Consider the following 24,599-nt stretch of genomic DNA (forward strand, 5'->3'; position numbering starts at 1 on the left):
TTCTATTGGACTAATAAGAGAGACTATTATGAGCGTTGTGCCTGTAGCCGACGTACTCCAGGGCCGCGTTGCCGTTGACAGCGAAGTCACCGTGCGCGGATGGGTGCGTACCCGCCGAGATTCTAAAGCTGGCTTTTCTTTCCTCGCCGTCTATGACGGTTCCTGCTTTGATCCTGTACAGGCCGTCATCAGTAATTCTCTTCCCAATTACAATCAGGAAGTGCTGCGCCTGACTACCGGCTGCTCGGTCATCGTAACCGGTAAAGTCGTGGCATCTCAGGGCCAGGGTCAGAGTTTTGAAATTCAGGCCAGTCATGTTGAAGTCACCGGCTGGGTCGAAGATCCGGATACTTACCCAATGGCGGCAAAACGCCACAGCATCGAGTATCTGCGTGAAGTGGCCCACCTGCGTCCGCGTACCAACCTGATTGGCGCAGTAGCTCGCGTTCGCCATACGCTGGCGCAGGCGCTGCATCGTTTCTTCGATGAGCAGGGTTTCTTCTGGGTTTCTACTCCGCTGATTACCGCTTCGGATACCGAAGGTGCTGGCGAGATGTTCCGCGTTTCGACGCTGGATCTGGAAAACCTGCCGCGCAACGATCAGGGCAAGGTCGATTTCGATAAAGACTTCTTTGGTAAAGAGTCATTCCTGACCGTTTCCGGCCAGCTGAACGGCGAAACCTATGCCTGCGCGCTGTCAAAAATCTACACCTTCGGTCCAACCTTCCGTGCGGAAAACTCTAACACCAGTCGCCACCTGGCAGAATTCTGGATGCTGGAGCCGGAAGTCGCTTTTGCTAACCTGAACGATGTTGCTGGTCTGGCGGAAGCCATGCTGAAGTACGTCTTCAAAGCCGTTCTGGAAGAACGAGCGGATGACATGAAATTCTTTGCTGAACGTGTGGATAAAGACGCTATCGACCGTCTGCAACGCTTTGTGTCCGCTGATTTCGCTCAGGTTGATTACACTGATGCGGTCACCATTCTTGAAAACTGCGGTAAGCAGTTTGAAAACCCGGTGTACTGGGGTGTGGATCTCTCCTCCGAGCATGAGCGCTATCTTGCTGAAGAGCACTTCAAAGCACCGGTGGTTGTCAAAAACTATCCGAAAGAGATTAAGGCGTTCTATATGCGTCTTAACGAAGACGGTAAAACCGTTGCCGCTATGGACGTTCTGGCTCCGGGCATCGGCGAAATCATCGGCGGCTCCCAGCGTGAAGAACGCCTGGACGTGCTTGATGCGCGTATGGCAGAAATGGGCCTTAATAAAGAAGACTACTGGTGGTATCGCGACCTGCGTCGCTACGGTACCGTACCGCACTCCGGTTTTGGTCTGGGCTTTGAGCGCCTGATCGCTTACGTGACCGGCGTGCAGAACGTGCGTGACGTTATTCCGTTCCCACGGACCCCGCGTAACGCGACATTCTGATTTTTTTCTACAATAAAGCCAAAAGGCCAGCGCAAGCTGGCCTTTTTTTATGTCAATTTCCGTTAACAAAATTCAGGAAATTTAAACATCAACCTTCAAGATTCACATTTATGTTACGCACTATTTCATCCCAGCCCAAAGATAAAAACCGCACCTTATGTTCATAAATTACCAAACCCAATGATTATTTTGCTCATTTTTTAACCACTGACAGCACATCTTGCAAAGACACGCATTGAATAAAAAAGAATCAAAATTCCAACACAAAATGCACAAACCCTCTCTTATCTAAATTAATCATAATTAATTCATATAGATATATATGAATAGTCGATTTCGTCGACAAACACCGCTGGAATGTTGATTGAGTTCACAAAGTTCCCTAAAATACACATATTGTTACATACACTTTCTTTTGGTTACTCATATGCGACATTGGTAGCATTTTCAGGCTAGCGAAACGTTGTTCTGGATGGAAAGATGCCTCCAGACACCAAACTATCATCAATAGTTCCGTAATTTTTTATTGACGAAACTTATTGGCGGCAGTGGCAAGTGTTCATAAAAAAATATAAATGAGGGTAATAAATAATGATGAAGCGCAAAATTCTGGCAGCGGTAATTCCTGCCCTGCTGGTAGCCGGTGCAGCTAACGCTGCAGAAATCTATAACAAAAACGGCAACAAATTGGATTTTTACGGAAAAATGGTTGGCGAGCACGTTTGGACCACCAACGGCGACACCAGCAGTGAAGACACCACCTATGCTCGTATCGGTCTGAAAGGCGAAACCCAGATCAACGACCAGCTGACCGGTTACGGTCAGTGGGAATACAACATGGACGCCTCCAATGTTGAAGGTTCCCAGACCACTAAAACTCGTCTGGCTTTCGCCGGCCTGAAAGCGGGTGAATATGGTTCATTCGATTATGGTCGTAACTACGGCGCTATCTACGACGTAGAAGCAGCAACCGATATGTTAGTTGAGTGGGGCGGCGATGGCTGGAACTACACTGACAACTTCATGACCGGCCGTACCAACGGCGTAGCAACTTACCGTAACTCTGACTTCTTCGGTCTGGTTGACGGCCTGAGCTTCGCGCTGCAGTACCAAGGTAAAAACGACGCCACTTCTCGTGATGTTAAGAAACAGAACGGCGACGGTTTCAGCACCGCGGCAACCTACGCGTTTGACAACGGTATTGCGCTGTCCGCAGGCTATGCTAACTCTAACCGTAGCGGTGATCAGAAAGCGGACCGTCAGGGCGAGAAAGCTGAAGCATGGGCAACCTCCGCTAAGTATGATGCTAACAATGTCTACGCTGCAGTCATGTATTCTCAGACCTACAACATGACTCCGGAAAATGAAGGTGACCGTTTCGCCAACAAAACGCAGAACTTTGAAGCCGTTGTGCAATATCAGTTCGACTTCGGTCTGCGTCCGTCCATCGGCTATGTACAAACCAAGGGTAAAGACCTGACTGCACGTAGCGCCAATAACGCTCGTTTCGCTGGCGGCGATGCAGATCTGGTGAAATATATTGAAGTGGGTGCATGGTACTACTTCAACAAAAACATGAACGTCTACGCTGCATATAAATTCAACCAGTTGGACGACAACGATTACTCCAAAGCTCTTGGCCTGTCTACCGACGACCAGGCGGCAGTAGGTATCGTTTACCAGTTCTAATCAGCAGTACACCCCTTCGTGATATGCCTAAAAAGCAGGACTTCGGTCCTGCTTTTCTGCGTTCCTAAGATGAAGATCGTAACTTTTGAAAACCTTCTCGCTTTTTGTCGCAAACGGTTGGCAATTAACAGAACTCCCGTTAACCTGATAGCGGATTTCCCTTCAGTAATCACAATGGAACCTCGTCATGTTTGAGAACATTACCGCCGCCCCTGCCGACCCGATTCTGGGTTTAGCCGATCTATTTCGTGCCGACGACCGCCCAACAAAAATTAATCTTGGAATTGGTGTTTATAAAGATGAAACGGGTAAAACGCCGGTCCTGACTAGCGTGAAAAAAGCAGAGCAATATCTGCTGGAAAATGAAACCACCAAAAATTATCTGGGCATTGATGGTATTCCAGAATTTGGTCGCTGCACCCAGGAGTTGCTGTTTGGGAAAGGAAGCGCAATTATTAATGATAAGCGCGCCCGTACTGCACAGACCCCAGGTGGTACCGGTGGCCTGCGCGTTGCTGCCGATTTTCTGGCGAAGAACACCGATGCTAAACGTATTTGGGTGAGCAACCCAAGCTGGCCGAACCATAAAAGCGTGTTCAATTCCGCCGGGCTGGAAGTTTGCGAATACGCTTACTACGATGCCGCTAACCATAAACTCGACTTCGACGGCCTGCTGGCCAGCCTGAATGAAGCGCAGGCGGGTGACGTGGTTCTGTTCCACGGCTGCTGCCACAACCCAACCGGTATCGACCCGACGCTTGAGCAGTGGCAACAGCTCGCGCAGCTTTCTGTAGAAAAAGGTTGGCTGCCGCTGTTTGACTTTGCCTATCAGGGCTTTGCCCGCGGCCTGGAAGAAGATGCCGAAGGCCTGCGCGCGTTCGCTGCGCTGCATAAAGAGCTGCTGGTTGCCAGCTCCTACTCCAAGAACTTCGGTCTCTACAACGAGCGCGTAGGCGCCTGTACGCTGGTTGCTGCTGACCAGGAAACGGTAGACCGTGCTTTCAGCCAGATGAAATCCGTGATTCGCGCAAACTACTCTAACCCGCCGGCACACGGCGCATCGGTAGTTGCGACCATTCTTAGTAACGACGCGCTGCGCGCCATCTGGGAACAAGAGCTGACCGACATGCGCCAGCGTATTCAGCGCATGCGTCTGCTGTTCGTGAATACCCTGCAGGAGAAAGGCGCGAGCCGCGACTTCTCCTTCATCATTCAGCAGAACGGGATGTTCTCGTTCAGCGGTCTGACAAAAGAGCAGGTACTGCGCCTGCGTGAAGAGTTTGCAATTTACGCCGTTGCATCCGGACGTATTAACGTTGCCGGTATGACGCCTGACAACATGGCGCCGCTGTGCGAAGCGATTGTTGCCGTGCTATAACCTCGCGTTCTGTAAAACCAAAGGCCGCATCTGCGGCCTTTTTAACATCCTTTCCGGTATCTTTACCAGACCGGCATTTCATCCTGCAGGAACGGATTATGCAGGCGTTCGTACCCAAGGGTAGAGATAGGTCCGTGACCGGGGATAAACGTCACGTCATCGCCCAGCGGCAATAGCTTGCGTTTAATCGCATCGATCAGCTGACTATGATCGCCGCGCGGGAAGTCGCTGCGCCCTACTCCGCCTTTAAAAATCACATCGCCAGAAATCAGCAGCCGGGAGGCATCGTCGAAGAAGACCACGTGCCCTGGCGTGTGGCCTGGACAGTGCAGCACCTGCAGGGAAACGCTCCCTACGCTGACCACATCCCCTTCATTAAGCCAGCGATCAGGTTGTAGCGGCTGGCAATCTTCCAGACCAAACATCCGGCTTTGCGCAGGTAAACCTTCCAGCCAGAACTCATCTTCTTTTTCCGGACCAATAACCGGCACGCCATAATGTTGCGCCAGTTCCGCCGCCGCACCAACGTGATCAAGATGACCATGAGTGAGCAAAATCTGCATCAGGCTGACGCCCGCCGCCGTAACTTCCTGTTTGATTCGCTCAGCGTCGCCGCCAGGATCGATCAGTGCCGCCAGTTTGGTTTGTTCACACCAGATTAAAGAACAGTTCTGCGCGAACGCGGTAACCGGAATAATACGATAGTTCATGATGCTCCTTTCGTTACCAGTGCCGTACCGGCCCGGTATCAATATGCACAAAGTTGCTACGTGGGTAGTATCCTACACCACCTGTGCGCATAGATAACGCCGCTTTGCGAACATTGCTTAACGAAATGCCTTCAATGTGGAAATCCATGGCCTGGCCTTTGGTGTGATAGCTATGCTTTGCCACACCGCGGCTTCGTGCACGCAGCTCATTATTGGTATCAACAGAGCGATAACCAGAAATAAGTTGGACGGGCTTATTGGTGCCGAGTAATCCCTGCAGGCGATAGAGTTGATCGAACAAACCAGGATCGATCGACTTAATTTTATTCGCACGGTAGTCGCGGAAAAAATGATTAAGTCTTGCTAATTCATCCTGAATATAGCCTCTGCCATCGAAAAACTCCGCCTTGAGTGATTCACCAGTATGCAGGTTGTTCAGCGTCAAAATACGCGGTCGGGGGGTCGAGAGGGTGGCAAATGCCGGCGCAGGCAGAATGGCAGCAGCACCGAGCGCAGCTCCACCTAACGCCAGCAGTTTGCGGCGATTAGCGTCAAATTTGTCCATGATAATCAGGTCTACAGGTAAATGAATCGTAATATACTTTTCCCGCAATTTGCCCGTTAGCCGCCAGCCCAAGACTATCTTCTGGTGGCTAAGAAATATCAGCCACAGAGAATCTGCCGCTTTCAGCTACAACGCATTTTGCAGGATTATATGTATATGCACTTCTGGCGCACAGAAGGCACCTTACCGAGCATTATTGCCAACGTCAAGGTAGCCTAACCCCAGCAAACACGGGCCTTGTAGACAACAAGGCCCGTTTTCACACAGAAGTAGGACAGCCGAATCGGTTGAATTACTTCATTTATCTGATTAATTGTTCAGCTTTTGGCAGGATTTGTGCGCTGGATCGCGCGGTGAGATCGTAATTGTAAATATCTGTTCGATATTGTGTACGTCCATCAGTACCGACAAATGCGGTCAAATAATAGAGATTAACCGGGATATTCTGACGAATATTAACGTAACGGGTATTCCCTTGTTTAAGCGCATCCGAAATTCGCGCATCGTTCCAGCCAGCATCCTGCAGCAGCATATTCGCCAGCTCTGAAGCCTTATTCACACGAACACATCCAGAACTTAAAGCTCGTCCATCTCTCTGGAACAAATTATGGTTCGGCGTATCGTGCAGATAAATCGCATCCGAGCTCGGCATATTGAATTTATACCGCCCCAAAGAATTGCGCGCACCCGGTGCCTGCTGGAAACGGAACGGCAGATTTGATGCGGTTATCGTTTCCCAATCCACTTGATAAGGGTCGATTGCCTCTTTACTGTTCCAGCCGCGCATTACCGTATAGCCATGCTGCTCGAGATAGCCAGGATTATTGCGCACCTTCGGCAGGATATCTTTGCGTGCCAGCGTCGGCGGTACGTTCCACGGCGGGTTGACCACGACGTTGTTCAGCGCACTGCTCATCATTGGCGTTTTGCGATCCGGGCGACCGACAATCACTCGCGACGCCAGAACCTGATTGCCATCCTGATAATAAACCAGCGAGAAAGCGGGAATATTCACCATAATTCCAGTCGAGAGATTCCCCGGAAGCAGGCGTAAACGCTGAATGTTCAGCGCCAGCACACCAGCACGTTGCGCGGGTGATACGTTAAGCCAATCGCGGGTTGACTGACCAATCACGCCATCAGCGCCCAGTCCCTGCCACGCCTGAAAACGCTTAACGCCTTCAACTAACTGGCGGTCGTAAACACCGCGACCGCTATTTTTAGCCTTCCTCTCAGCTGATGGGCTAACCACATCATCACCAGGCAGGGCTATTTTTACCGAATCATCCAGCATACCGGTACGCTGTAAAATTTCACGCAGCGCGCCAATATCATTGCTCCACTCGCCGGGACGCAGCGACGTCTTGCCAGTAAGCTGCGGCCACGGTCGGGAATCAGCGGCCTGAGCCAACAGCGCCTGGTGCATAGGGGTATATTGCGGATGCTGTGGTGCCAGGCCCGCGATAAACTGCGGCAGCGAGCCGTTATCCAGCGCCAGCTGCCACTGGTTGATGACCGACAGCGGCGGCGTCGACATAGAATATGGCTTTGTACCATACAGCCAGCGATTGCCCTGGGTTGGAATGCCGCTGATAAAATGCAGATAGCCCATCATGGCATCAGACAGCACAACGTCTCTCGCCAGACCATTCACCGCCGGGTCAGTTAACAGCTCAACCCAAGTGGTGAACTGAGGCTGAAAACCGGCGATAGCAACTTCAGCCAGCTGCTGTTGAAACGCCTGTACCGCCTCGCGGTTATCCCACATCGGTTTCATATCCCTGGCCGCATACAGCGATACCAGCGGATTCATAAATACAGGTTGATAACCCGACGGCAGCACTGCCTGAATATCGGCGCGACTTTTTGCCGCCGCATCGGCGGAAAGCACCTGCTCCCCGGCCATTTTGGCCACCGACGCAGATTGATTTTCGGTCTGGCTCAGCGCAGAAGATATCTCGCCAATCGTCGCTGAGCTGTCTGTTGGTACCACTTCAGGCTCTTCGGCCTGGACATTGAACAGTGGAGCAAATGCAAAAGCCAGGCTCAGGCTGAGCGCTGACAATTGACGACCATACCGTTTCTTTAGCAACATCCCTTGCCCCCTGTTAACACATTGCTGCCCGCTAAAATGGGGCTTACTTTCAGTATATGAAGACGAAAACGCTTTTGCCTTCCCAAATGTAAAGAAGTTAAAAGATTATACAATCCTAAAATACAGGAACGGATAACAAAAAGGGCGACATAGCGTCGCCCTTTGGCCTGATCATTGAATAATATTACGACGCGCTGGCCGTTCCCGGTAGTGTTTCAGGCAGCTGTGGCGCAAAACCACGAAGCCCCACCACGTGAACATGCTCATGATTATTCACGACTTTACGCACCAGTTTATAGGTAGTGCCTTTTTCCGGGCTGATATTTTCCGGCGCGGCAATAATCAGCTGCATCTCCAGACGATCGCACAGCTCGAACAGCGTGGCGATAGAACGGGCATCCAGACGCGCAGCTTCATCAAGGAACAGCAGACGACACGGCGAAATATCCTTCCCGCGCAGGCGCAGGGATTCATCTTCCCAACTCTGCACCACCATCACCAGAATCGACATCCCGGTACCGATAGCCTCACCGGTCGACAACGCCCCGGATTCTGCTCGCAGCCAGCCGTCGGACCCGCGGTTAACTTCCACTTCCATCTCCAGATAGTTGCGGTAGTCCAGCAGCTCTTCACCGATAGTTTGCGGTGTACGCTGCCCCATATCAATTTGCGGATTCAGGCGCTGATACAGCTTCGCCAGCGCTTCCGAGAAGGTCAGACGATTACTGTTGAACAGATCCTGATGCTGTTCGTGTTGCTCAGACAACACGTCCAGAAGCGTCGAGTGGGTCTCCCGCACATTGACGTTCAGACGCACGCTGTTGACCTGACCGAAGGAGACGCTCTGTAGCCCCTGGTTGAGCATACGAATACGGTTCTGCTCGCGCTGAATGGTCTTACGGATGATGTTGGCCACGCTACGGGAGCTGATGGCCAGCTTCTGCTCACGGTTCGTCAGTTCTTCCGTCAGACGGCTGAGTTCAATCTCCATCTGCTCAATCGCTTCCACCGGATCGTCGGTACGGATGATATCCTGGCGAATACGTTCACGCAGATGCTGGTAAACGGCGACAAAGAACTGGATTTTGCGTTCCGGACGCTTCGGATCTTCAGAGATACGCAGCACATCGCGCAGGTGCTCGTTATCAGCCACTGCCAGACGCAGCGCGCCGAGCGCTTTATCCGACATCGAACGCAGTTCATCTGCAGACAGGTAAGCCAGCTCGCGGCGATGCAGACGACGCTCTACGCCGTTGTCTTTCACCAGACGCATGACCGCGCACCAGCCCGCTTTGGCACTCACTACCTGTTCGCGCATTTCGCAGTAATCGCGCTCCAGCTTACGCAGCCTGCGGGTCAGGTTGTCCATTTCCGCTTCGCAGAAGGTCAATGCTTTCTCAAGCTGATTGCGCCGCGCGCGGTTGTTGCTCAGTTGAGCATGAAGCTCGTCACGACGCAGGCGGGCACGTTCTTCTGCCCCCGCATCGGCGCGTACGCCGATATCCTGAAGCTCTTTGTGCAGGTCATTGAGCAGCTCTTTTTTGGTGTCATACGAGCTTTTCAACGACGCCAGTACCTGGTTGTACTGGTTAAGCTGCGCGGCGTGGGTACGTAACGCTTCACGAGTGCGGGCGCGTTCCGCTTCCGCCTGCTCCAGACGGTGGCGCAGCTTCTCGTTCAGATCGCTATTCCCGCTCAGCATCTCTGCGGAATCAGAGTAGCTAAAGTGGGCGCGACGCTGCACCACTTCAGTCAGCGCAAACGCCTGCTGCCGCGCATCGCGCTGAGTCTGCTGCGAATACGCGTAATCTTCTTTCAACTGTTCAAACTGCTCCGGGTCGCTCTGAAGAACAGAGACGATCGGCTCAAGTTTCGCCAGCTGATTACCATGTTGCTGTACAAAACGCGCGGCTTCCTGCGCTTCGTCAAGGCGTTCCTGGATTTCATCAACGCGATCGGCCAGCGAATCATCGGCCAGCAAATTCAGACGCGGCAGCAGGCGGTTCAGCGCGGATACGCCCTCTTTCGCCTGCTCGTACTGCACCCGATTCTGCTGGTTATCGCTCTCATGCGCGCTCAGCGCGCGTTCAAGCTCGCCACGTCGGGTATTGAGTTTGCGGATTTCTTCTTCCGGATCATCCTCGAAGGCCACCGCCAGATGGTTGCCGATAAAGCGGCTGAACGCCTGATGCAAACGCTGAGTTTTCTGCACATCAAACGACAGCGTCGCAAAACGCTCAGATAAGCTTTCGCGCTCGGCGTGCAGCGTTTCAACGCGGCTTTCGCGAGCAGCTCGGCCAAACAGCGGCAGCGTCGGGAAGCGTGAATAACGCCACTGACGATCGGCAATCTTAACGACAACCGCTTTTTCCAGCTCATCGACGCTAAATACGCTGTCATCAAACGACTGTGGATCCCCTTCGATCAGGTAGAGATCTTCGGGGCAATCTTCTAGTCCTTCCAGCTGTTCAGCAATGAGCGACAGATCCGGGACGACAATCGCGTGGCGCGACGGACCGTATAGCGCCGAGTAATACGGCGCATCATCGAGGCTCACGTCATCATAGATTTCAGACAGCAGTACGCCGCCAAAACGTTCCGCCAGCGTATTCAGGCGCTGATCTTCCGAGCCGCCAGGCTGACTAAGACGCTCAATTTCATCGTCGATAGCGCGCTTGCGGGCGCCGACTTCGTCGCGCTCTACGATGGCTTCGCGTTCACGTTCCAGCAGTTGCTGGAGATATTCGGTAACGTCCTGGCTTGATTCGAACTGCTCGCCGCTCTGCTCACAAAGCTGATTGAGGCTGTTCTGCGCTGCCAGCCAAATTGGCGCGCGGCGCATCAGGGTCTGAGTGCGCGATTGCAGCTGTTCCAGCTCCTGACGCAGGGTCATTCGCCGCTCGCTCGCGGAGGATACGCTATCAGAAAGGGACGCAATGCGGGCTTCCAGCTCCTGATGCAGGGCTTCCAGCTCGTCAATATCGTAACGTTTGCCCTGACGCTTACAGAACTCATTGAGCTGGCGCTCGGCATCCTGCTGTTCACGCAGACGCTGTTCAAGTTCCGTCAGTCGGCTGCGCAGACCGTGCGCCTGTTCAGCCTGATGGCGTTGATTAACGCCTTCACGCAGCAGCTCGCGGGCCACGTTCCAGGCTTCATTACGCGCCAGCGGGCCGTTGATCTCCGCCACCAGCTGGTATGCCTGTTCAAACTGGCTGTGCGCGGTTTGCGCCACGCTCATTTTTTGTTCCAGCGACAGCATTTTTTCCGTCGCTTCCTGCTCTTTCGCCTGGAACGTTTCCAGCCACTCGTCGGCGCTTTCCGGAGTTAAGTCCGGCAGATGACAGAGAGCTTTTGCCCTCTCCAGCGCCTGTAGCGCCTGGTTGTACTGAATCGCGCGGGTCTGCTGCACGTCCAGCGCCTGCTGGTAGTCGGCAAGCTGGTTTTTCAGCTCATCCACTTCCAGCTCGGCGGCTTCGGCGCGGGCTTCGTTCTCTTCCTGTTGGTCAACCGCTTCCGCCACGACTTCATTTTGCTCTTCGAGACGGATCTGCAGTTCATCGAGATCGGCTTCATAGCGCTCAATTTTTTCCTGCTGGCGCAGAGCGGTCTGCACCAGGTTCAGGTGATCGCTGGCGGCCTGATAATCGGCTTCCAGGTCGCCTTCGGCGCCGTTATGCTCCTGGAGTTCGCGCGCCATATCCACGTGCTTATACTGCTCGGCGGCAAGCTGTGCTCGCGAGGTGAACAGATCGCGGCGATATTCCAGCGCTTTGTCGAGATGAATGCGCCGCTCGTTAGCGTGGCGCATATAGTCGGCCGCAACGTAGTTAGTGGCTTCGCTGATCAGATGTTTGAACAGATCGCGGTCGGACTGCGTGACGCGAATCGCTTCCAGCGTCATGCGGTTTTCACGCAGCGCCGCTTCCATATCCTGAAACGCTTTACGCACGCCGCTGTTTTCCGGCAGCAGGTAGTCGCGCAGCGAACGGGTGATGGTGCTCGAAATACCGCCGTAAAGGGAAGCTTCAATCAAACGATAATATTTACTACGGTCGGAAGCTGAACGCAGGCGGCGGGCCACCACGCCCAGATCGAACATCAGCGAGTGATACTCGGTAATAGAGTTAAACTGCTTGAACTGCACCCCTTCCATCGCTTCGAGCTTATCTTTCAGCTCGTTGAGCGTAACGACGCGCGCCTGGCGTTCGTTAAGGGTTTCAGTTAGCAACTGAGTCGGCTGAATGGAGGTCGGCAGCCCCTGGATAGCAAAAGGCTTGATATCGACTTTACGATCGCGACCAGCGACCTGCTGTAGACGAACCCCAACCACGACGCGCTGGTGGCGAGAGTTGATAACATCCAGCACTGAATAACAGACCCCGGCGCGCAGCTTACCGTGCAAACCTTTGTCGCGCGAACCGCTGGTGGCGCCGGCTTCCGTGGTATTACGAAAGTGCAGCAGCGTCAGGTCGGGGATCAGCGCCGTGACGAAAGCCGCCATGGTGGTTGATTTACCGGCACCATTACCACCCGAAAGCGTGGTCACCAGTTCATCAAGATCAAAGGTGCGGGCAAAAAAGCCGTTCCAGTTAACCAGCGTCAGCGAGCGAAATTTACCGCGTTCAATCATTACTCTTCCTCCCCGCTATCCGGCTGATTCTCTTCATTCTCATCATTGAGCTGCAGGCGATTTTCTAACGCCATGGCCTCGCCGTCGCGGATCATGCGCAGCTGCGCTTCTCGCGGATCGTCACCGGCGCGAACGTCAGCGCCAAAGCGGAAGACCGACTCGGTGATGCGAAATTTGCTGCTGTCATGCCCCATGAACCACACCATACCGAGACGGCGCAGGCGGTTAAGCGAGGCGCGCATTTTTTCCTGTAGTTTCTGGCGGTCCAGGTCAGAACCGGTAGAACGGTTATTGACCAGCTTCAGCAGTTTGGCCTCATCCGCAAGAGTCAGCAGCTCGTCGTACAGTTCCTGCTGGGTGAAGATGCCTTCATTTGCCAGGCGCTCCGGGCTGAGGTAGAGATAGCAAAGAATTTTGCCGACCATCATATCCAGCTCGGAAAGCACCGAGCGTGGGATTAGCGTAGTCGACCGCGGACGCAGGTAGAAAAACCCCTCCGGCGCGCGAATCAGCTCGACGTTGTAACGAGCGTAAAATTCTTCCAGGTAATCCTGAAAATCCATTAAAAAGGCGTGATTATCCAGCTCGTCGAGACCGATATGACGGCCCGCGCGCAGGGCGCTATCCAGCGCCGGAAATAACGGATTAGCCAACGCTTGCGCCAGTTTAACCGGCATCACTTGTTCAATATTTGTCGATGACATGCGCCTGTACCTTGGCTCCGTAATCATTAATCGGCTGCCATTTGGCTGGCAGTCCGGTGAAATCTGCTTGCGCTACGCCCAAACGTACCGCCTGGTCGACAACGATTCGCGCGACATCAAAGTGGCGTGCGCGCGGATATTGCGACAGATATTCGCGAACCACCAGGCCAAGATCCAGCGGTAATCCCTTCTCTTTATAGACTGCCAGCTGCCCTTCAATCAGCGCCGCCAACTGCTCGCGAATTTCGTTAAACTCTTCGTACTCCAGATCCGCCGGAAGTTCCCCGGTCACCTCTTCATCATGCAGCGCCATCTCTTCATCGCGCATATCAAGCAGACGATCGGCATTCGCATGAGTGAGCGCCCACGGAGCGTCGAAGTAGGTTTGCACCGACTGACGCAGACGCTGCGCGAAGACACGGTTTTTATCCATATCGATGGCGGTGCGGATAAATTTATGCACGTGGCGATCGTAGCCAATCCACAGGTCAATCGCCTGCTGGCCCCAGCTGACAATGCGGTCCAACTTGCTTTGCAAATCGAACACCAGGCGATCGATAAAATTCAGATCGTCGCGCGCGATGGTCGAATCCTGAATCCGCAACAGGTTTGCCTGCAGCTTGTCGCCCGCTGCATCCAGCGTATCTTGTAATTCACGCAGCGTGCCGGAGGTTTCCGACAGCAGTAGTTCACAGCTGGAGATCGCCGCTCGCCAGTCTTTGTTCAACAGCTGGGCAATATCATCTTTCACCAGCTGCTGCTGCTCGTCCATGATTCGCTGAGTCAGGTCAATACTGTCGAATATTTCCGCTACCGAGTACTTCAGCGGGGCGAAAACGTTACGGTGCCAGTGGAACTCATCACCGCCCTCTTCCGCCGAATCAGCGGCACGCTTGAGCTCACCGGCAACGATCGATAGCTGCATCGACAGGCGCAGGGTTGAGAACTCGCGCTGGCGAATATAGTAATCGGTAATGCCGATACCTAACGGCGTCAGGCGATAAATAGCATTACCTTCGGTAATTTCGCTGGTAAAGCGGTTCAGCAGACGCTGGCGCACCATATCGTTAATCGCATTATTGGCGCGCTGGCTGATGGTTTCGCTGGTCTGCTCAAACGCATCACTGACGTGGCGGAACGCATCCACCAGTTCTCCCTCGGTCATTTCCCCTTCCATCCGCTCGCCGTTCAGCGTGGCAATCGCCAGCAGAAAAGAGAGTCTGTCGACCGGCAGCGAAATAGAAAAATCATTTTTCCTGGCCCAGGCAACCAGTTCGGGGACTGTCTGGGAAAATTCACTCATAGTTTATCCTTGCATCTGCGGCTTAAGCGCGGTGACATGAATATAACGGCCTAAGCTAATATACGGCTCCTGGCGACAGTAGCGCGTTTCCAGCTCCAGCAGCGCCGCAAACTTGTCGTGCTGTTGGTGTTTTTCACGCAGATAATCATGAAACACCCGCACGCCGGTCTTCCCGGTAATCTGCCAGCCAATTTCTTCCAGCCAGCCGTAGACCTGCTGCGGATCGCGCGGATAGTCCGGCGACAGCGTGCGTTTTTTCTTTTTCGGCATGCCGATTTGCACATAGTCGAGGTTTCCGGCGACCATATTGTGCATCAACAGACCGTTAGCATTGTAGAACATCAGCGACAACGCGCCGCCGGGTCGCAGCATCGACCACAGCGTACGCAACATCGCCTGCGGCTCAGCAACCCATTCCAGCACCGCATGAAACAGTATCAGATCGACCGGACTTTCCAAATGCTGCTCAATATCCTGAGCCGCGCATTGTACAAAATGCATGTTGTCGATCACACCTTTATCAGCAGCCGCCTGTCGGGCGCGAGCCACCATTTCACCAGAGAGATCGCATAACGTGACGTGATGGCCCATTTCCGCCACTTTGATTGCCGTCTGCCCTTCGCCGCCGCCCGCGTCAAGCACTCGCAATGGCCCGGGCCCCATCCGGTTCAGCAGCGGTTGCAGATCCTGCCAGAGGATCGCCTGCCGCAGCTGGCCTTTGGTGGTGCCATATATATTGCGCGAAAACTTTTCAGCAATATCATCGAAATTACGATCCTGCACGGGTGACTCCACAAGCCAACACAAAGCCGCTATTTTGTCATACCCGCGCAGAGAATGAAGCGATCTGTTGTAAGATCCGGGTATATCTTTGGTTATATGGTTAAAAAAGGAACCATCTGGCATGCTTTTTACGCTGAAAAAGGTTTTAGGCGGTATGATGCTGCCGCTTCCCTTGTTACTGTTGCTCATTGCGGCCGGAATCGCGCTACTGTGGTTTAGTCGTTTCCAGCGCACCGGCAAGCTCTGCGTCAGCCTCGGCTGGTTGCTGTTGCTGCTGTTGAGCCTGCAACCGGTAGCCGATCGTTTGCTAAAACCCATTGAAGATAAATACCCAACGTGGCGAGGTGAAGAGCGTGTGCAGTACGTGGTGGTACTCGGCGGAGGCTACACCTGGAACCCGGACTGGGCACCCAGTTCAAATCTTATCAACAACAGCCTGCCGCGGCTGACGGAAGGTATCCGCCTGTGGTATGAGAATCCCGGTTCAAAACTCATTTTTACCGGCGCTGCGGCAAAAACCAACCCGGTCAGTACCGCTGAAGCCGGGGCCAGAGTTGCGGAGAGCCTGGGAATACCGCGCAGCGAAATTATCGTCCTCGATAAACCCAAAGATACCGAAGAGGAAGCCGCCGCGGTAAAAGAGGCGATTGGCAAGGCACCTTTCCTACTGGTCACCTCCGCATCACACCTGCCGCGAGCGATGATTTTCTTTCGCCACGCCGGGCTGAACCCTTTACCGGCACCGGCTAACCAGCTGGCGATTGAGTCACCGCTTAACCCATGGGAGCGGGCTATCCCTTCGCCCGTCTGGCTGATGCATAGCGATCGGGTTGGCTATGAAACGTTAGGCCGCATCTGGCAATGGCTGAAAGGATCTTCAGGCGAGCCAGGGCAGGATTGATTTAGCCGCCAGATCAAACCGGGCGCGGTCAAAGCGCCCGGTATTCACCAGATTATCCACTTCATCCCATAGCAGATACAGCCAGCGCCGCCAGAGAAACGCTTCCGCTACCGGCGCCCGGCGCAGGTAGTGCCACAGTAGCTGCTCCTCCTGGCCGCCATCGACCAAACGGAACAGCTCGTATTCACGTGGAGCCCAAAGCATCATACCCGGACCAACCATCGCCAGCAGCTGATCGCTACGCGGATCCTTCAGCATACTGCGCAGCGTGAAGCTACCGTGCACCAGCACGCAGTTGTCATTGAACTCTTTAAATAAATCTGGAAGGCATTCACGCGCGCGGAACAGAATACGTTTGTCCTGCATCGTCAGGCCGGTATCCTGATAAAGATTCAGCGTACTCCATAGAACCTCTACGCGCTGACGATACCAGTGCGGCCAGAGGTTTTCCTGAGTACTATCAACCATCCCGACGCAGCCGCCGCTATCCTGACGGTGCCATGCCAGCAGCGCTTCCACTATCTGCTCCTGCAATTGCTCCCAGCGCTCAGGCGTACGGGCTGGCGCTTCAACTGAGACGCCTCGCAGCCGTTCAATTAGCAGAACATCGGGGCCAGGGTGTTCTTCATGCGTCATCACGCCGTAGACAACCGGCATACGGACGGTACCGCTTCGCGCAAGGGTCGATATTTTCCACGCCAGCTGGCGCGCCACGCCCGGCGTTGTAAAACTTCGCGCCAGCAGCGGCATTGGGTTTCCTTGTGCATCATATAGCGACCACAGCGCCGACGAGGGCTTCTCGCTGACGCACTCCACGCGGCTTAGTTTTTCACCCAGCAGGTGGCTCAGTTCGGTACGCAACTGTTCCATTTCTGATTACCCCTATGAATACTACCGGTTTCATAATGAGCGCCTGCGCCGGGGTTGTCATCGGGTGAGATCAAAATAGCCGCAAAAAAGTATGGAAAAACGACCTGAGGATATCCCCTCCTGATAGAGGGGATAGGGGGATTAGCGCAGTTCCGCGCGGACGCGTTGCAGATCTTCCGGCGTATCAACACCTGTGCCAGGAACGACTTCAGCGACTGCTACATGGATTTTTTCGCCGTACCACAGCACGCGCAGCTGCTCGAGCATTTCAATTTGCTCCAGCGGGCTCGGCGTCCAGCTGACGTAGCGGCGGATAAAACCAGCGCGATAACCATAAATCCCGATATGACGCAGCAGCGAATCACCAATCGCCTCCCGGGATTTGGCGAAACGATCGCGATCCCAGGGAATAGTGGCGCGGGAGAAATAGAGCGCGTAGCCCGCAGCGTCCATCACCACCTTCACCGCATTCGGATTAAACGCTTCCTCTGCATCATGGATGGGTACCGCGAGCGTCGCCATCCCGCAGGAACTGGCGGCCAGATTCTCAGCCACCTGCCGCACGATAGCGGGCGGGATCATCGGCTCATCGCCCTGAATATTAACGATGATAGTCTCATCGCTGAAGGCGCATTTCTCGACCACCTCGGCAAGACGTTCGGTGCCGGACTGATGATCTTCACGCGTCATGCACACTTCACCACCAGCAGCCTCCACCGCGCGGGCCACGTCTTCATGATCCGTAGCCACGATGATACGATCGGCCCCGGATTCACGAGCGCGTTCCAGGACGTGGACTATCATCGGTTTACCGTTGATATCCTGGAGCGGTTTTCCGGGTAAGCGAGTAGAAGCAAAACGTGCGGGAATGATAACCACGAAACTCATGACTGGCTCTCTTCAAGGGCAAGCGGGCGGGCCTCAGTTTCCAGCAGAACAGGAATGCCTTCACGCAGCGGGAAAGCCAGGCTATCAAGTTTGCAGATCAGTTCTTGCTTATCCTGGCTGTAATACAGTTTACCGTTACAAACCGGACAGGCGATAATTTCAAGTAAACGGTGATCCATGATTCCTCCAGATGGACCGAATAGATTCTTCAGCAGCATACCACACGCGGACTCAGGCGGCGTCAATTTCCCAGCCCTGTCGCAGCCCGGCAAAAAGATCCGGTGGTAGCAGCCCACAGGTCACCTGCGTCGCGTCCTGCCAGAGGGCAAAGTCATCAATCGCCCGTTTTAGCCCCTTCTCCAGCCCTGCGGATACCTTCACGCCCTCTTCCAGCCATAACGCAAAAATTTCCAGAACACCGGTTTTACGGTGTACTTTGCTATCCATTCTGCCAACCAGCTTCCCCTGATGCAGTAGTGGTAACACAAAATAGCCGTACTGGCGCTTGGGTGCGGGCGTGTAGCACTCCAGACGATAGCTAAAGCTAAACAGCTGCTCAGCCCGTTTCCGGTCCCATACAACCGGGTCGAAAGGGGAAAGCACGGCGCTGTGGCTGGCTGAGATCCTGCCGCCAGGAGCGGATTCCAGCAAATCCAGCGCATCGCGATGGAGCCACATATCGCCCAGCGTCTCAACGTTTACCGGTACGACCAGCCCCTCTTCCTGCCAGCTCGCCAGCAGCAGCGGTAAAGCTGGCTGACGCAGCCGATAATAATCAGCCAACCATTGGGCGCGAAAAATCCCCAGACTGCGAGCGCTATTACGCAACATAATGGCTTCTGCCTGTTCCTGAGGGAGCCCATCCCGTTCGTCATCCCAGTGAGGCATCACCCGATCCGTCAGGTCGTAAATTCGCTGAAAATTACGCCGCTCAATAACCATCACTTCGCCAGCGGTGAATAAACCTTCAAGATGACGCTTATGCGGTTTCCATTCCCACCAGCCGCTTGCACCTTTGCGCGGATGCTCGAAGTCAGCCGAGCGAACCGGGCCATTTTCGGCAATATGGGACAACAGTTCCTGAATACTCGCGGCGTGCTCGGTCATCCACTCTTTGTGATATTTCCAGCCCATTTTATCCGGCGTTAGCATGCGATGACGCACTAGCGAAAAGTCGCTACGCGGTAAAAAGCAGGCTTCGTGCGCCCAGTATTCCATCAGTTCACCGACTCGGAGCGCTTCGTCCAGCCAGCTCTGCGGATAGTTACCCAAACGGCTAAAAAGCACCAGATAAGGGCTGCGGGCAACAACATTGATGGTATCGATTTGCAGCAGGGACATCTGCTTAATGGTTTGCAGAATATCCTCGGGTTTGGCGCGACGCCGGGGCTTTTTCAACAACCCCTGCGCGGCAAGATGAAGATGGCGAGCTTCTTTAAGCGAGAGAGACAATACCGGCATGCAGGTTCTCCGTTAAGGGTACCGACGCAAGCATTGGGAACCAAAATTAGCGTTGCGCCAGCGTAACTAAGTCCGTGAGCAACTGCTGTGCCCGTTCATCAGTCATTATTGCGTCGACCGGTAAGTACCACCAGTTTGCTTGCGCAAACTCGCGGCACTTCACCGCGTCTTTTTCCGTCATCAGTAGAGTTTGCGATGAGGTCGCCAGCCCGGCGACATCGCTCTGCGTCAATGCCTGATGATCGGCTAAGGCTACGGTTTTTACTGGCCTTACGCCGCAACCTTCAAGAGTGGCGAAAAAACGCGGCGGGTGGCCGATCCCGGCCATCGCCACCACATGTTCAAATGCCGCCACATCGCGCCGTTCACCGGTCAACAGGTTCACCGCCAGTCCGGGACAGAGCTGCATCGGGATCTCTCCCGGACGGGCGATGCCGCCATTCACGATAACCGCATCGACGCTGCGTAAACGCGAAGCGCGCTCGCGCATAGGTCCGGCAGGCAACCACCATCCGTTGCCAAAACGGCGCACACCGTCAATCACCACGATTTCTTTATCGCGCGCCAGCTTATAGTGCTGCAGGCCATCATCAGTGACGATAAGCTGGAGATCGTTGGCGGCGAGCAGAGCCTGTACCGCTTCGCTGCGTACCGGAGAGACGGCAACTGGCGCACCGGTACGCTGGTAAATCAGTACCGGTTCATCGCCCGCTTCAGCAGTACCAGTATCAGCATTCAACAACAGCGGATAACTTGCCGCTTTACCGCCGTAGCCGCGTGAAACAACGCCAACGCGAATACCGCGCTGCTGGAGCTGCTCCACTAGCCAGATAACTACCGGCGTTTTGCCATTGCCGCCAGCGGTCAGATTGCCAACCACCACCACCGGCACCGGCGCTCGCCAGGTTTTTCGCCATCCAAGCTTATAGCTAAGCCGTATTAACCCGCTTACCAGGCCATACAGCCAGGAGAGCGGCAGCAGCAGTCGCCATAAAGGTGATTCACCGGACCAGATGCGGGCAATCATGCGCCAAACTGCATCTTATGCAACTGAGCGTACACACCCTTATGCTCCAGCAGGTCAGAATGGCTACCGCGTTCAACGATCTGGCCATCTTCCACCACCACAATTTCGTCGGCCTGCTCAATCGTCGACAGACGGTGGGCAATAACCAGCGAGGTGCGGTTTTTCTGCAGTTCATCCAGCGCGGCCTGAATAGCGCGTTCAGATTCAGTATCCAGCGCCGATGTTGCTTCGTCGAGGATCAGAATCGGGCTATTACGCAGCAAGGCACGAGCGATGGCGATACGCTGGCGCTGACCGCCGGAAAGCATCACGCCGTTTTCACCGATAATCGTATCCAGGCCATTGTCCATTTTATTGATAAAGTCCATGGCATAAGCCATACGAGCCGCTTCTTCAATCTGCTCACGGCTGTACTCTTCAGTACGCGCATAAGCAATGTTATTCGCCACAGTATCGTTAAAGAGATGGACGTTTTGTGATACCAGAGCGACCTGATCGCGCAGGGAGCTCAGCGTATATTCACGCAGGTCGTGACCGTCCAGCAAAATCTGGCCGTCATCGACATCATAGAAACGCGTAATAAGGCTGGCGATAGTTGATTTCCCTGAACCCGAACGCCCAACCAGCGCCACGGTTTTCCCTTCCGGGATGTTCAGATCGATATTGCGCAGCGCGGCGACTTCACGCCCAGGATATCTGAAAGTAACGTTTTTAAATTCGAGATTGCCCTTCGCACGTTCAATAACCCGCGTGCCTTCGTCTTTCTCCTGCTCAGAGTCAAGGATGGCGAAAAGCGTCTGGCAAGCCGCCATCCCGCGCTGGAACTGGGCGTTGACGTTAGTCAGCGATTTCAGCGGGCGCATCAGAGCAATCATAGAGGAGAAGACAACGGTGATTGTACCGGCAGTCAGCGTTTCCATCACGCTCGGGAAGCTTGCAGCATAGAGCACGAAAGCCAGGGCCAGAGAGGCAATAAGCTGAATAATCGGGTCAGAAATTGAGGATGCGGAAACCATTTTCATCCCCTGCAGGCGCATCTTGTTGCTGACCTTATCAAAACGTTTGGTTTCGACGGCCTGACCGCCAAACATCAGCACTTCTTTGTGCCCTTTCAGCATCTGCTCTGCGCTGGTGGTCACCTGACCCATCGTGTTCTGCATATTCTTGCTGATATTACGAAAACGCTTCGATACCACGCGAATAGCAATAGACACGATCGGCGCCAGGACGATCAGAATCACCGACAGCTGCCAGCTGTAATAAAACATCATAATGAACAGGCCAATAATCGACGCGCCCTCGCGCACGACGGTAATCAACGCGCTGGAAGAAGAGGATGCGACCTGTTCGGAATCATAGGTAATGCGTGATAACAGCGTACCGGTGGACTGTTTGTCAAAGAAGGCAACCGGCATTCCCATCATATGGCTGAATAAACGACGACGCATCGTCATCACGACTTTGCCGGAAACCCATGAGATACAGTAGCTCGAAACGTAGCTGGTAATGCCGCGCAGAATCATCAACCCGATCACCACCAGCGGCATCCATATCAGCACTGAGCGATCCGTTTTACCAAAACCATCATCCAATAACGGTTTAAGAAGCGATAGCATGAAGGTATCACTAGCCGCGTTAAGCACTAACGCTACCGCTGCAACGATTAGCCCGGGTTTAAACGGCGCTATAATCGGCCAGAGTCGGCGGAAGGTCTGCCACGTGGAGAGATCTTTATCGTTCTGCATTCAATAAACCAGCTTGTGTTGAAATAGCCGCATATTCTACCCGTTCTACGCCTTCCCGCCAAACCACTGATGATACCAACGAGGTAAAACTTGATCGCGTAAGCCATGGATTTGCCAACTATCAGTGGAAAAAATAACCGTAATTTGCCCCTGATGCGGGGTGTCGAACCACTGATAGCCTTGTTTTAGATAGCGCTGAACCACTTTCGTTGATGGCATGCGCCATGCGTTATAGCGGGAAGCTGAAGCCAGCGCTGCCTTGCCGCCAACGCTCCGCAGCAAGGCTATGCCCGATGAGGTATTGCTACCATGGTGTGGAACCTGGATAAGTGTAGACGCAAGATGCTGCCAGTAGTGGCTAATCATCGCCTGCTCTGCAGACGTTTCGATATCCCCGGTCAGCAAAATACTATGTTTACCGTCATCAATTCGCACGACGCAAGAGCGATTATTCCCCTGCTTTGTCGCCCCAGGCAACGGCCAGAGCGCACGAAAGGTTAACCCTCGCCATTGCCAGATCTCCCCGCGCTGACACGCTGAATGTCCCGCCCAGCCTAACGGGCTACGCACCCATACTTGAGGCCATGCTTTTAACACTGAGTTTAGCCCACCACGGTGATCAAGATGCTCATGACTGAGAACAATCCCTTCCAGGGATAAATGATGCCAACGCAGCCAGGGGACAATAATCTGCTGGCCGCTGTCACCATCAGGCCAGGCGAGTCCGGTATCATAAAGAATTGCCGCGCCCTGCCGTTCTATTACCAGAGCTAGCCCTTGTCCCACATCGAGCATTGTGACCCGCCATTCGTCGATAGAAGTACTTCGCCAGAAGGGCCAGCTCAACAGGGTGAAGCAGCCTAAACAGAACGCTGGCAAGGTACGCCAGGCATGAAAACGCCAGACGGCTAACGCTAGCCACGGAAGTATGCTTATTCCAGACCAACGAGCATCTATTCCCAACCAACCGGAGGGTAATTGATATAAGAACCAAAATAGCGCGGCCAGCGTACGATCAGCTAATTGCCATATCGCCATCTCAATGATAGACGGTTCACAGAGATGCAATAACATGGCTGCCAAAATTAGTGGAACTACAACGAAGGTCACCAGGGGCACGGCAATAAAGTTGGCGATCACAGAAGTTAAACTAATGCCGTGAAATAGAACAATCTGTAAAGGGGCAAGTAAGAACATCAATCCAACCTGCAGGTGGCATAACGCCAGACTTTGTCGCAGGAGCCAGTGCATTTTACGGCGCGGCATTGGCGCTAGCTGATACCAGAAGATCAGTGCCGCAACAGCAAATGCAGACAGCCAGAGGCTTTCTGACAACACCGCCAGCGGATCAGCAAACAATATTGCACCGAGGCAACAGAGCCATATTTGCCACGACGACCAGCGTTTTCCGGATAACCGCAGCGCACAACCAACAGCCAACGCAACGCATGTGCGCAAAGCAGGCGGCTGCATACCGGTTAACCAGGAATAAAAAATCGCGCACGCCAGGCCGATAAGTAGCGGCGCTCGCCAGCTAAGCCAGCGGCACGGGAGAAAGAATTGAACTCCTCTTAGCAACAACCAGCCCAGCGAAGCACCCAACGCAATATGTAAACCCGAAATCGCCATCAGGTGCGATGTACCGGTTTCCTGCATCAGATTTTTTATCTCACGGGGCACTGCAAAGCGTTCGCCCATGCCTAATCCCAACATGACCGATTGCCACGGTAATGCAGCCAGCGTTTGATTTAGCGATGCCAGATAACGCGCCCGCAAACTACAGTTCCGTTCTCGCACTTCCGCGGTAATAAAGCGCCCGGTTAATGGCCGATGCTGCGATAGTGCATAACGTTGGCTATCAAACCCGCCATCATTAAGCTGGCCATGAACCGGACGCGTGCGTAGCGTCATTGACCAGACCTGCCCAGCGCAGGGCGTTTCAGGCAAATAATTACCGTAAAGACTAACTCCTGGCGCGGGAAACAGGCGTCGCCCATCCAGGCGGATAATCCTGCCCTGGTGAGTTGTTTGACCGTCTGTTGCTGTGAGCTCTATTTCCACCTGCTGATTCCCGCCGGTTAGCTTCTCCATCGGCCATAGTGCCTGCTGGCCGCTGAGGATCCCCCAGGCAAAAAAAAGGGCTATCAGCGCCACATATTGCGTAGTTCTGCAGCGATACTGCGCAATAAGTACGGCAAAGAAAATGATTCCCCAGATGACAAACCGTCCGGGCAAGACGGGCAACCAGAGTAGCGGCAGAATACCGATAATCACGCAGCCGGCAAGTTGTGGTAAACGCATTAACACCTCCCTGTTGCAAGGAGTATCACGCTAATAGAGCGGGGGGTCTCTGACGATGAAAGTGGACTGTATTGCGCTATCCAGAAAATTGACTTTATTACCGAAAAACAAACTGTA

18 protein-coding genes are annotated in these 24,599 nt (G+C 53.8%); 4 read left to right on the plus strand and 14 right to left on the minus strand.

Going from position 1 to position 24,599, the window contains the following annotated elements:
- Positions 1-28 precede the first annotated feature (28 nt).
- From asnS to FN082_RS00480, 3 genes are all read left to right on the plus strand, one after another.
- Positions 29-1,429: an asparagine--tRNA ligase gene (gene asnS, locus FN082_RS00470; protein WP_139537175.1), complete on the plus strand. Its 1,401-nt coding sequence runs from the start codon at positions 29-31 to the stop codon at positions 1,427-1,429.
- Positions 1,430-2,020: 591 nt separating this feature from the next.
- Entirely contained in the window at positions 2,021-3,118 is a 1,098-nt protein-coding gene (locus FN082_RS00475; protein WP_139537174.1) for a porin, read from the plus strand.
- A gap of 187 nt (positions 3,119-3,305) precedes the next feature.
- The gene (locus FN082_RS00480) at positions 3,306-4,496 is read left to right on the plus strand and encodes an amino acid aminotransferase (protein ID WP_139537173.1); all 1,191 of its coding nucleotides are present in this window, start codon (positions 3,306-3,308) and stop codon (positions 4,494-4,496) included.
- A 62-nt stretch (positions 4,497-4,558) separates the two neighbouring features.
- Here the strand turns inward: FN082_RS00480 and FN082_RS00485 are convergent, their stop codons facing one another.
- The 7 genes from FN082_RS00485 to cmoM all read right to left on the minus strand — a co-directional run bounded on the left by FN082_RS00485 (position 4,559) and on the right by cmoM (position 15,289).
- On the minus strand, positions 4,559-5,206 hold the full coding sequence (locus tag FN082_RS00485) for an MBL fold metallo-hydrolase (protein ID WP_139537172.1): 648 nt from the start codon (positions 5,204-5,206) through the stop codon (positions 4,559-4,561).
- 13 nt (positions 5,207-5,219) lie between these two features.
- Positions 5,220-5,771 carry a YcbK family protein gene (locus FN082_RS00490; RefSeq protein ID WP_004130967.1) on the minus strand — a complete coding sequence of 184 codons (552 nt, stop codon included), beginning with the start codon at positions 5,769-5,771 and terminating at the stop codon, positions 5,220-5,222.
- 301 nt (positions 5,772-6,072) lie between these two features.
- Positions 6,073-7,866 carry a L,D-transpeptidase gene (ldtD, locus tag FN082_RS00495; protein WP_142980953.1) on the minus strand — a complete coding sequence of 598 codons (1,794 nt, stop codon included), beginning with the start codon at positions 7,864-7,866 and terminating at the stop codon, positions 6,073-6,075.
- Between the two features lie 184 nt (positions 7,867-8,050).
- Positions 8,051-12,499 (minus strand): chromosome partition protein MukB, encoded by a 4,449-nt coding sequence (gene mukB / locus FN082_RS00500; RefSeq protein ID WP_139537170.1) that lies wholly within the window; start codon positions 12,497-12,499, stop codon positions 8,051-8,053.
- Positions 12,499-13,203: a chromosome partition protein MukE gene (mukE, locus tag FN082_RS00505; protein WP_004100725.1), complete on the minus strand. Its 705-nt coding sequence runs from the start codon at positions 13,201-13,203 to the stop codon at positions 12,499-12,501. The genes mukB and mukE overlap by 1 nt, the downstream gene beginning before the upstream one ends.
- Positions 13,184-14,506 (minus strand): chromosome partition protein MukF, encoded by a 1,323-nt coding sequence (mukF, locus tag FN082_RS00510; RefSeq protein ID WP_139537169.1) that lies wholly within the window; start codon positions 14,504-14,506, stop codon positions 13,184-13,186. Before mukF ends, mukE begins: the two co-directional genes overlap by 20 nt.
- Before the next feature lie 3 nt (positions 14,507-14,509).
- Positions 14,510-15,289, minus strand: a complete 780-nt coding sequence (cmoM, locus tag FN082_RS00515) for a tRNA uridine 5-oxyacetic acid(34) methyltransferase CmoM (RefSeq protein WP_139537168.1) — start codon at positions 15,287-15,289, stop codon at positions 14,510-14,512.
- A gap of 121 nt (positions 15,290-15,410) precedes the next feature.
- Here cmoM and elyC point away from each other — a divergent pair, with 121 nt between their 5' ends.
- Positions 15,411-16,190 carry an envelope biogenesis factor ElyC gene (elyC, locus tag FN082_RS00520; protein WP_139537167.1) on the plus strand — a complete coding sequence of 260 codons (780 nt, stop codon included), beginning with the start codon at positions 15,411-15,413 and terminating at the stop codon, positions 16,188-16,190.
- Here elyC and FN082_RS00525 read toward each other — a convergent pair.
- The 7 genes from FN082_RS00525 to FN082_RS00555 form a co-directional block, all read right to left on the minus strand.
- Complete coding sequence (locus FN082_RS00525) at positions 16,167-17,060, minus strand: YcbJ family phosphotransferase (RefSeq protein WP_139537166.1); 894 nt, start codon at positions 17,058-17,060, stop codon at positions 16,167-16,169. The genes elyC and FN082_RS00525 overlap by 24 nt on opposite strands.
- A gap of 141 nt (positions 17,061-17,201) precedes the next feature.
- Complete coding sequence (gene kdsB / locus FN082_RS00530) at positions 17,202-17,948, minus strand: 3-deoxy-manno-octulosonate cytidylyltransferase (protein ID WP_142980954.1); 747 nt, start codon at positions 17,946-17,948, stop codon at positions 17,202-17,204.
- A complete protein-coding gene (gene ycaR / locus FN082_RS00535) occupies positions 17,945-18,127 on the minus strand; it encodes a protein YcaR (protein WP_139537164.1) in 183 nt (60 codons plus the stop codon). Before ycaR ends, kdsB begins: the two co-directional genes overlap by 4 nt.
- 52 nt (positions 18,128-18,179) lie before the next feature.
- Complete coding sequence (locus tag FN082_RS00540) at positions 18,180-19,409, minus strand: winged helix-turn-helix domain-containing protein (RefSeq protein ID WP_139537163.1); 1,230 nt, start codon at positions 19,407-19,409, stop codon at positions 18,180-18,182.
- A gap of 46 nt (positions 19,410-19,455) precedes the next feature.
- Positions 19,456-20,436: a tetraacyldisaccharide 4'-kinase gene (gene lpxK, locus FN082_RS00545; protein ID WP_139537162.1), complete on the minus strand. Its 981-nt coding sequence runs from the start codon at positions 20,434-20,436 to the stop codon at positions 19,456-19,458.
- Positions 20,433-22,181, minus strand: a complete 1,749-nt coding sequence (msbA, locus tag FN082_RS00550; protein ID WP_139537161.1) for a lipid A ABC transporter ATP-binding protein/permease MsbA — start codon at positions 22,179-22,181, stop codon at positions 20,433-20,435. Before msbA ends, lpxK begins: the two co-directional genes overlap by 4 nt.
- A 45-nt stretch (positions 22,182-22,226) precedes the next feature.
- Positions 22,227-24,482, minus strand: coding sequence for a ComEC family protein (locus tag FN082_RS00555; protein ID WP_139537160.1), 2,256 nt, complete (start codon positions 24,480-24,482; stop codon positions 22,227-22,229).
- Positions 24,483-24,599: the final 117 nt, after the last annotated feature.

The sequence above is a fragment of the Klebsiella spallanzanii genome, from assembly GCF_902158555.1.
Taxonomy (GTDB): Bacteria; Pseudomonadota; Gammaproteobacteria; order Enterobacterales; family Enterobacteriaceae; genus Klebsiella; species Klebsiella spallanzanii.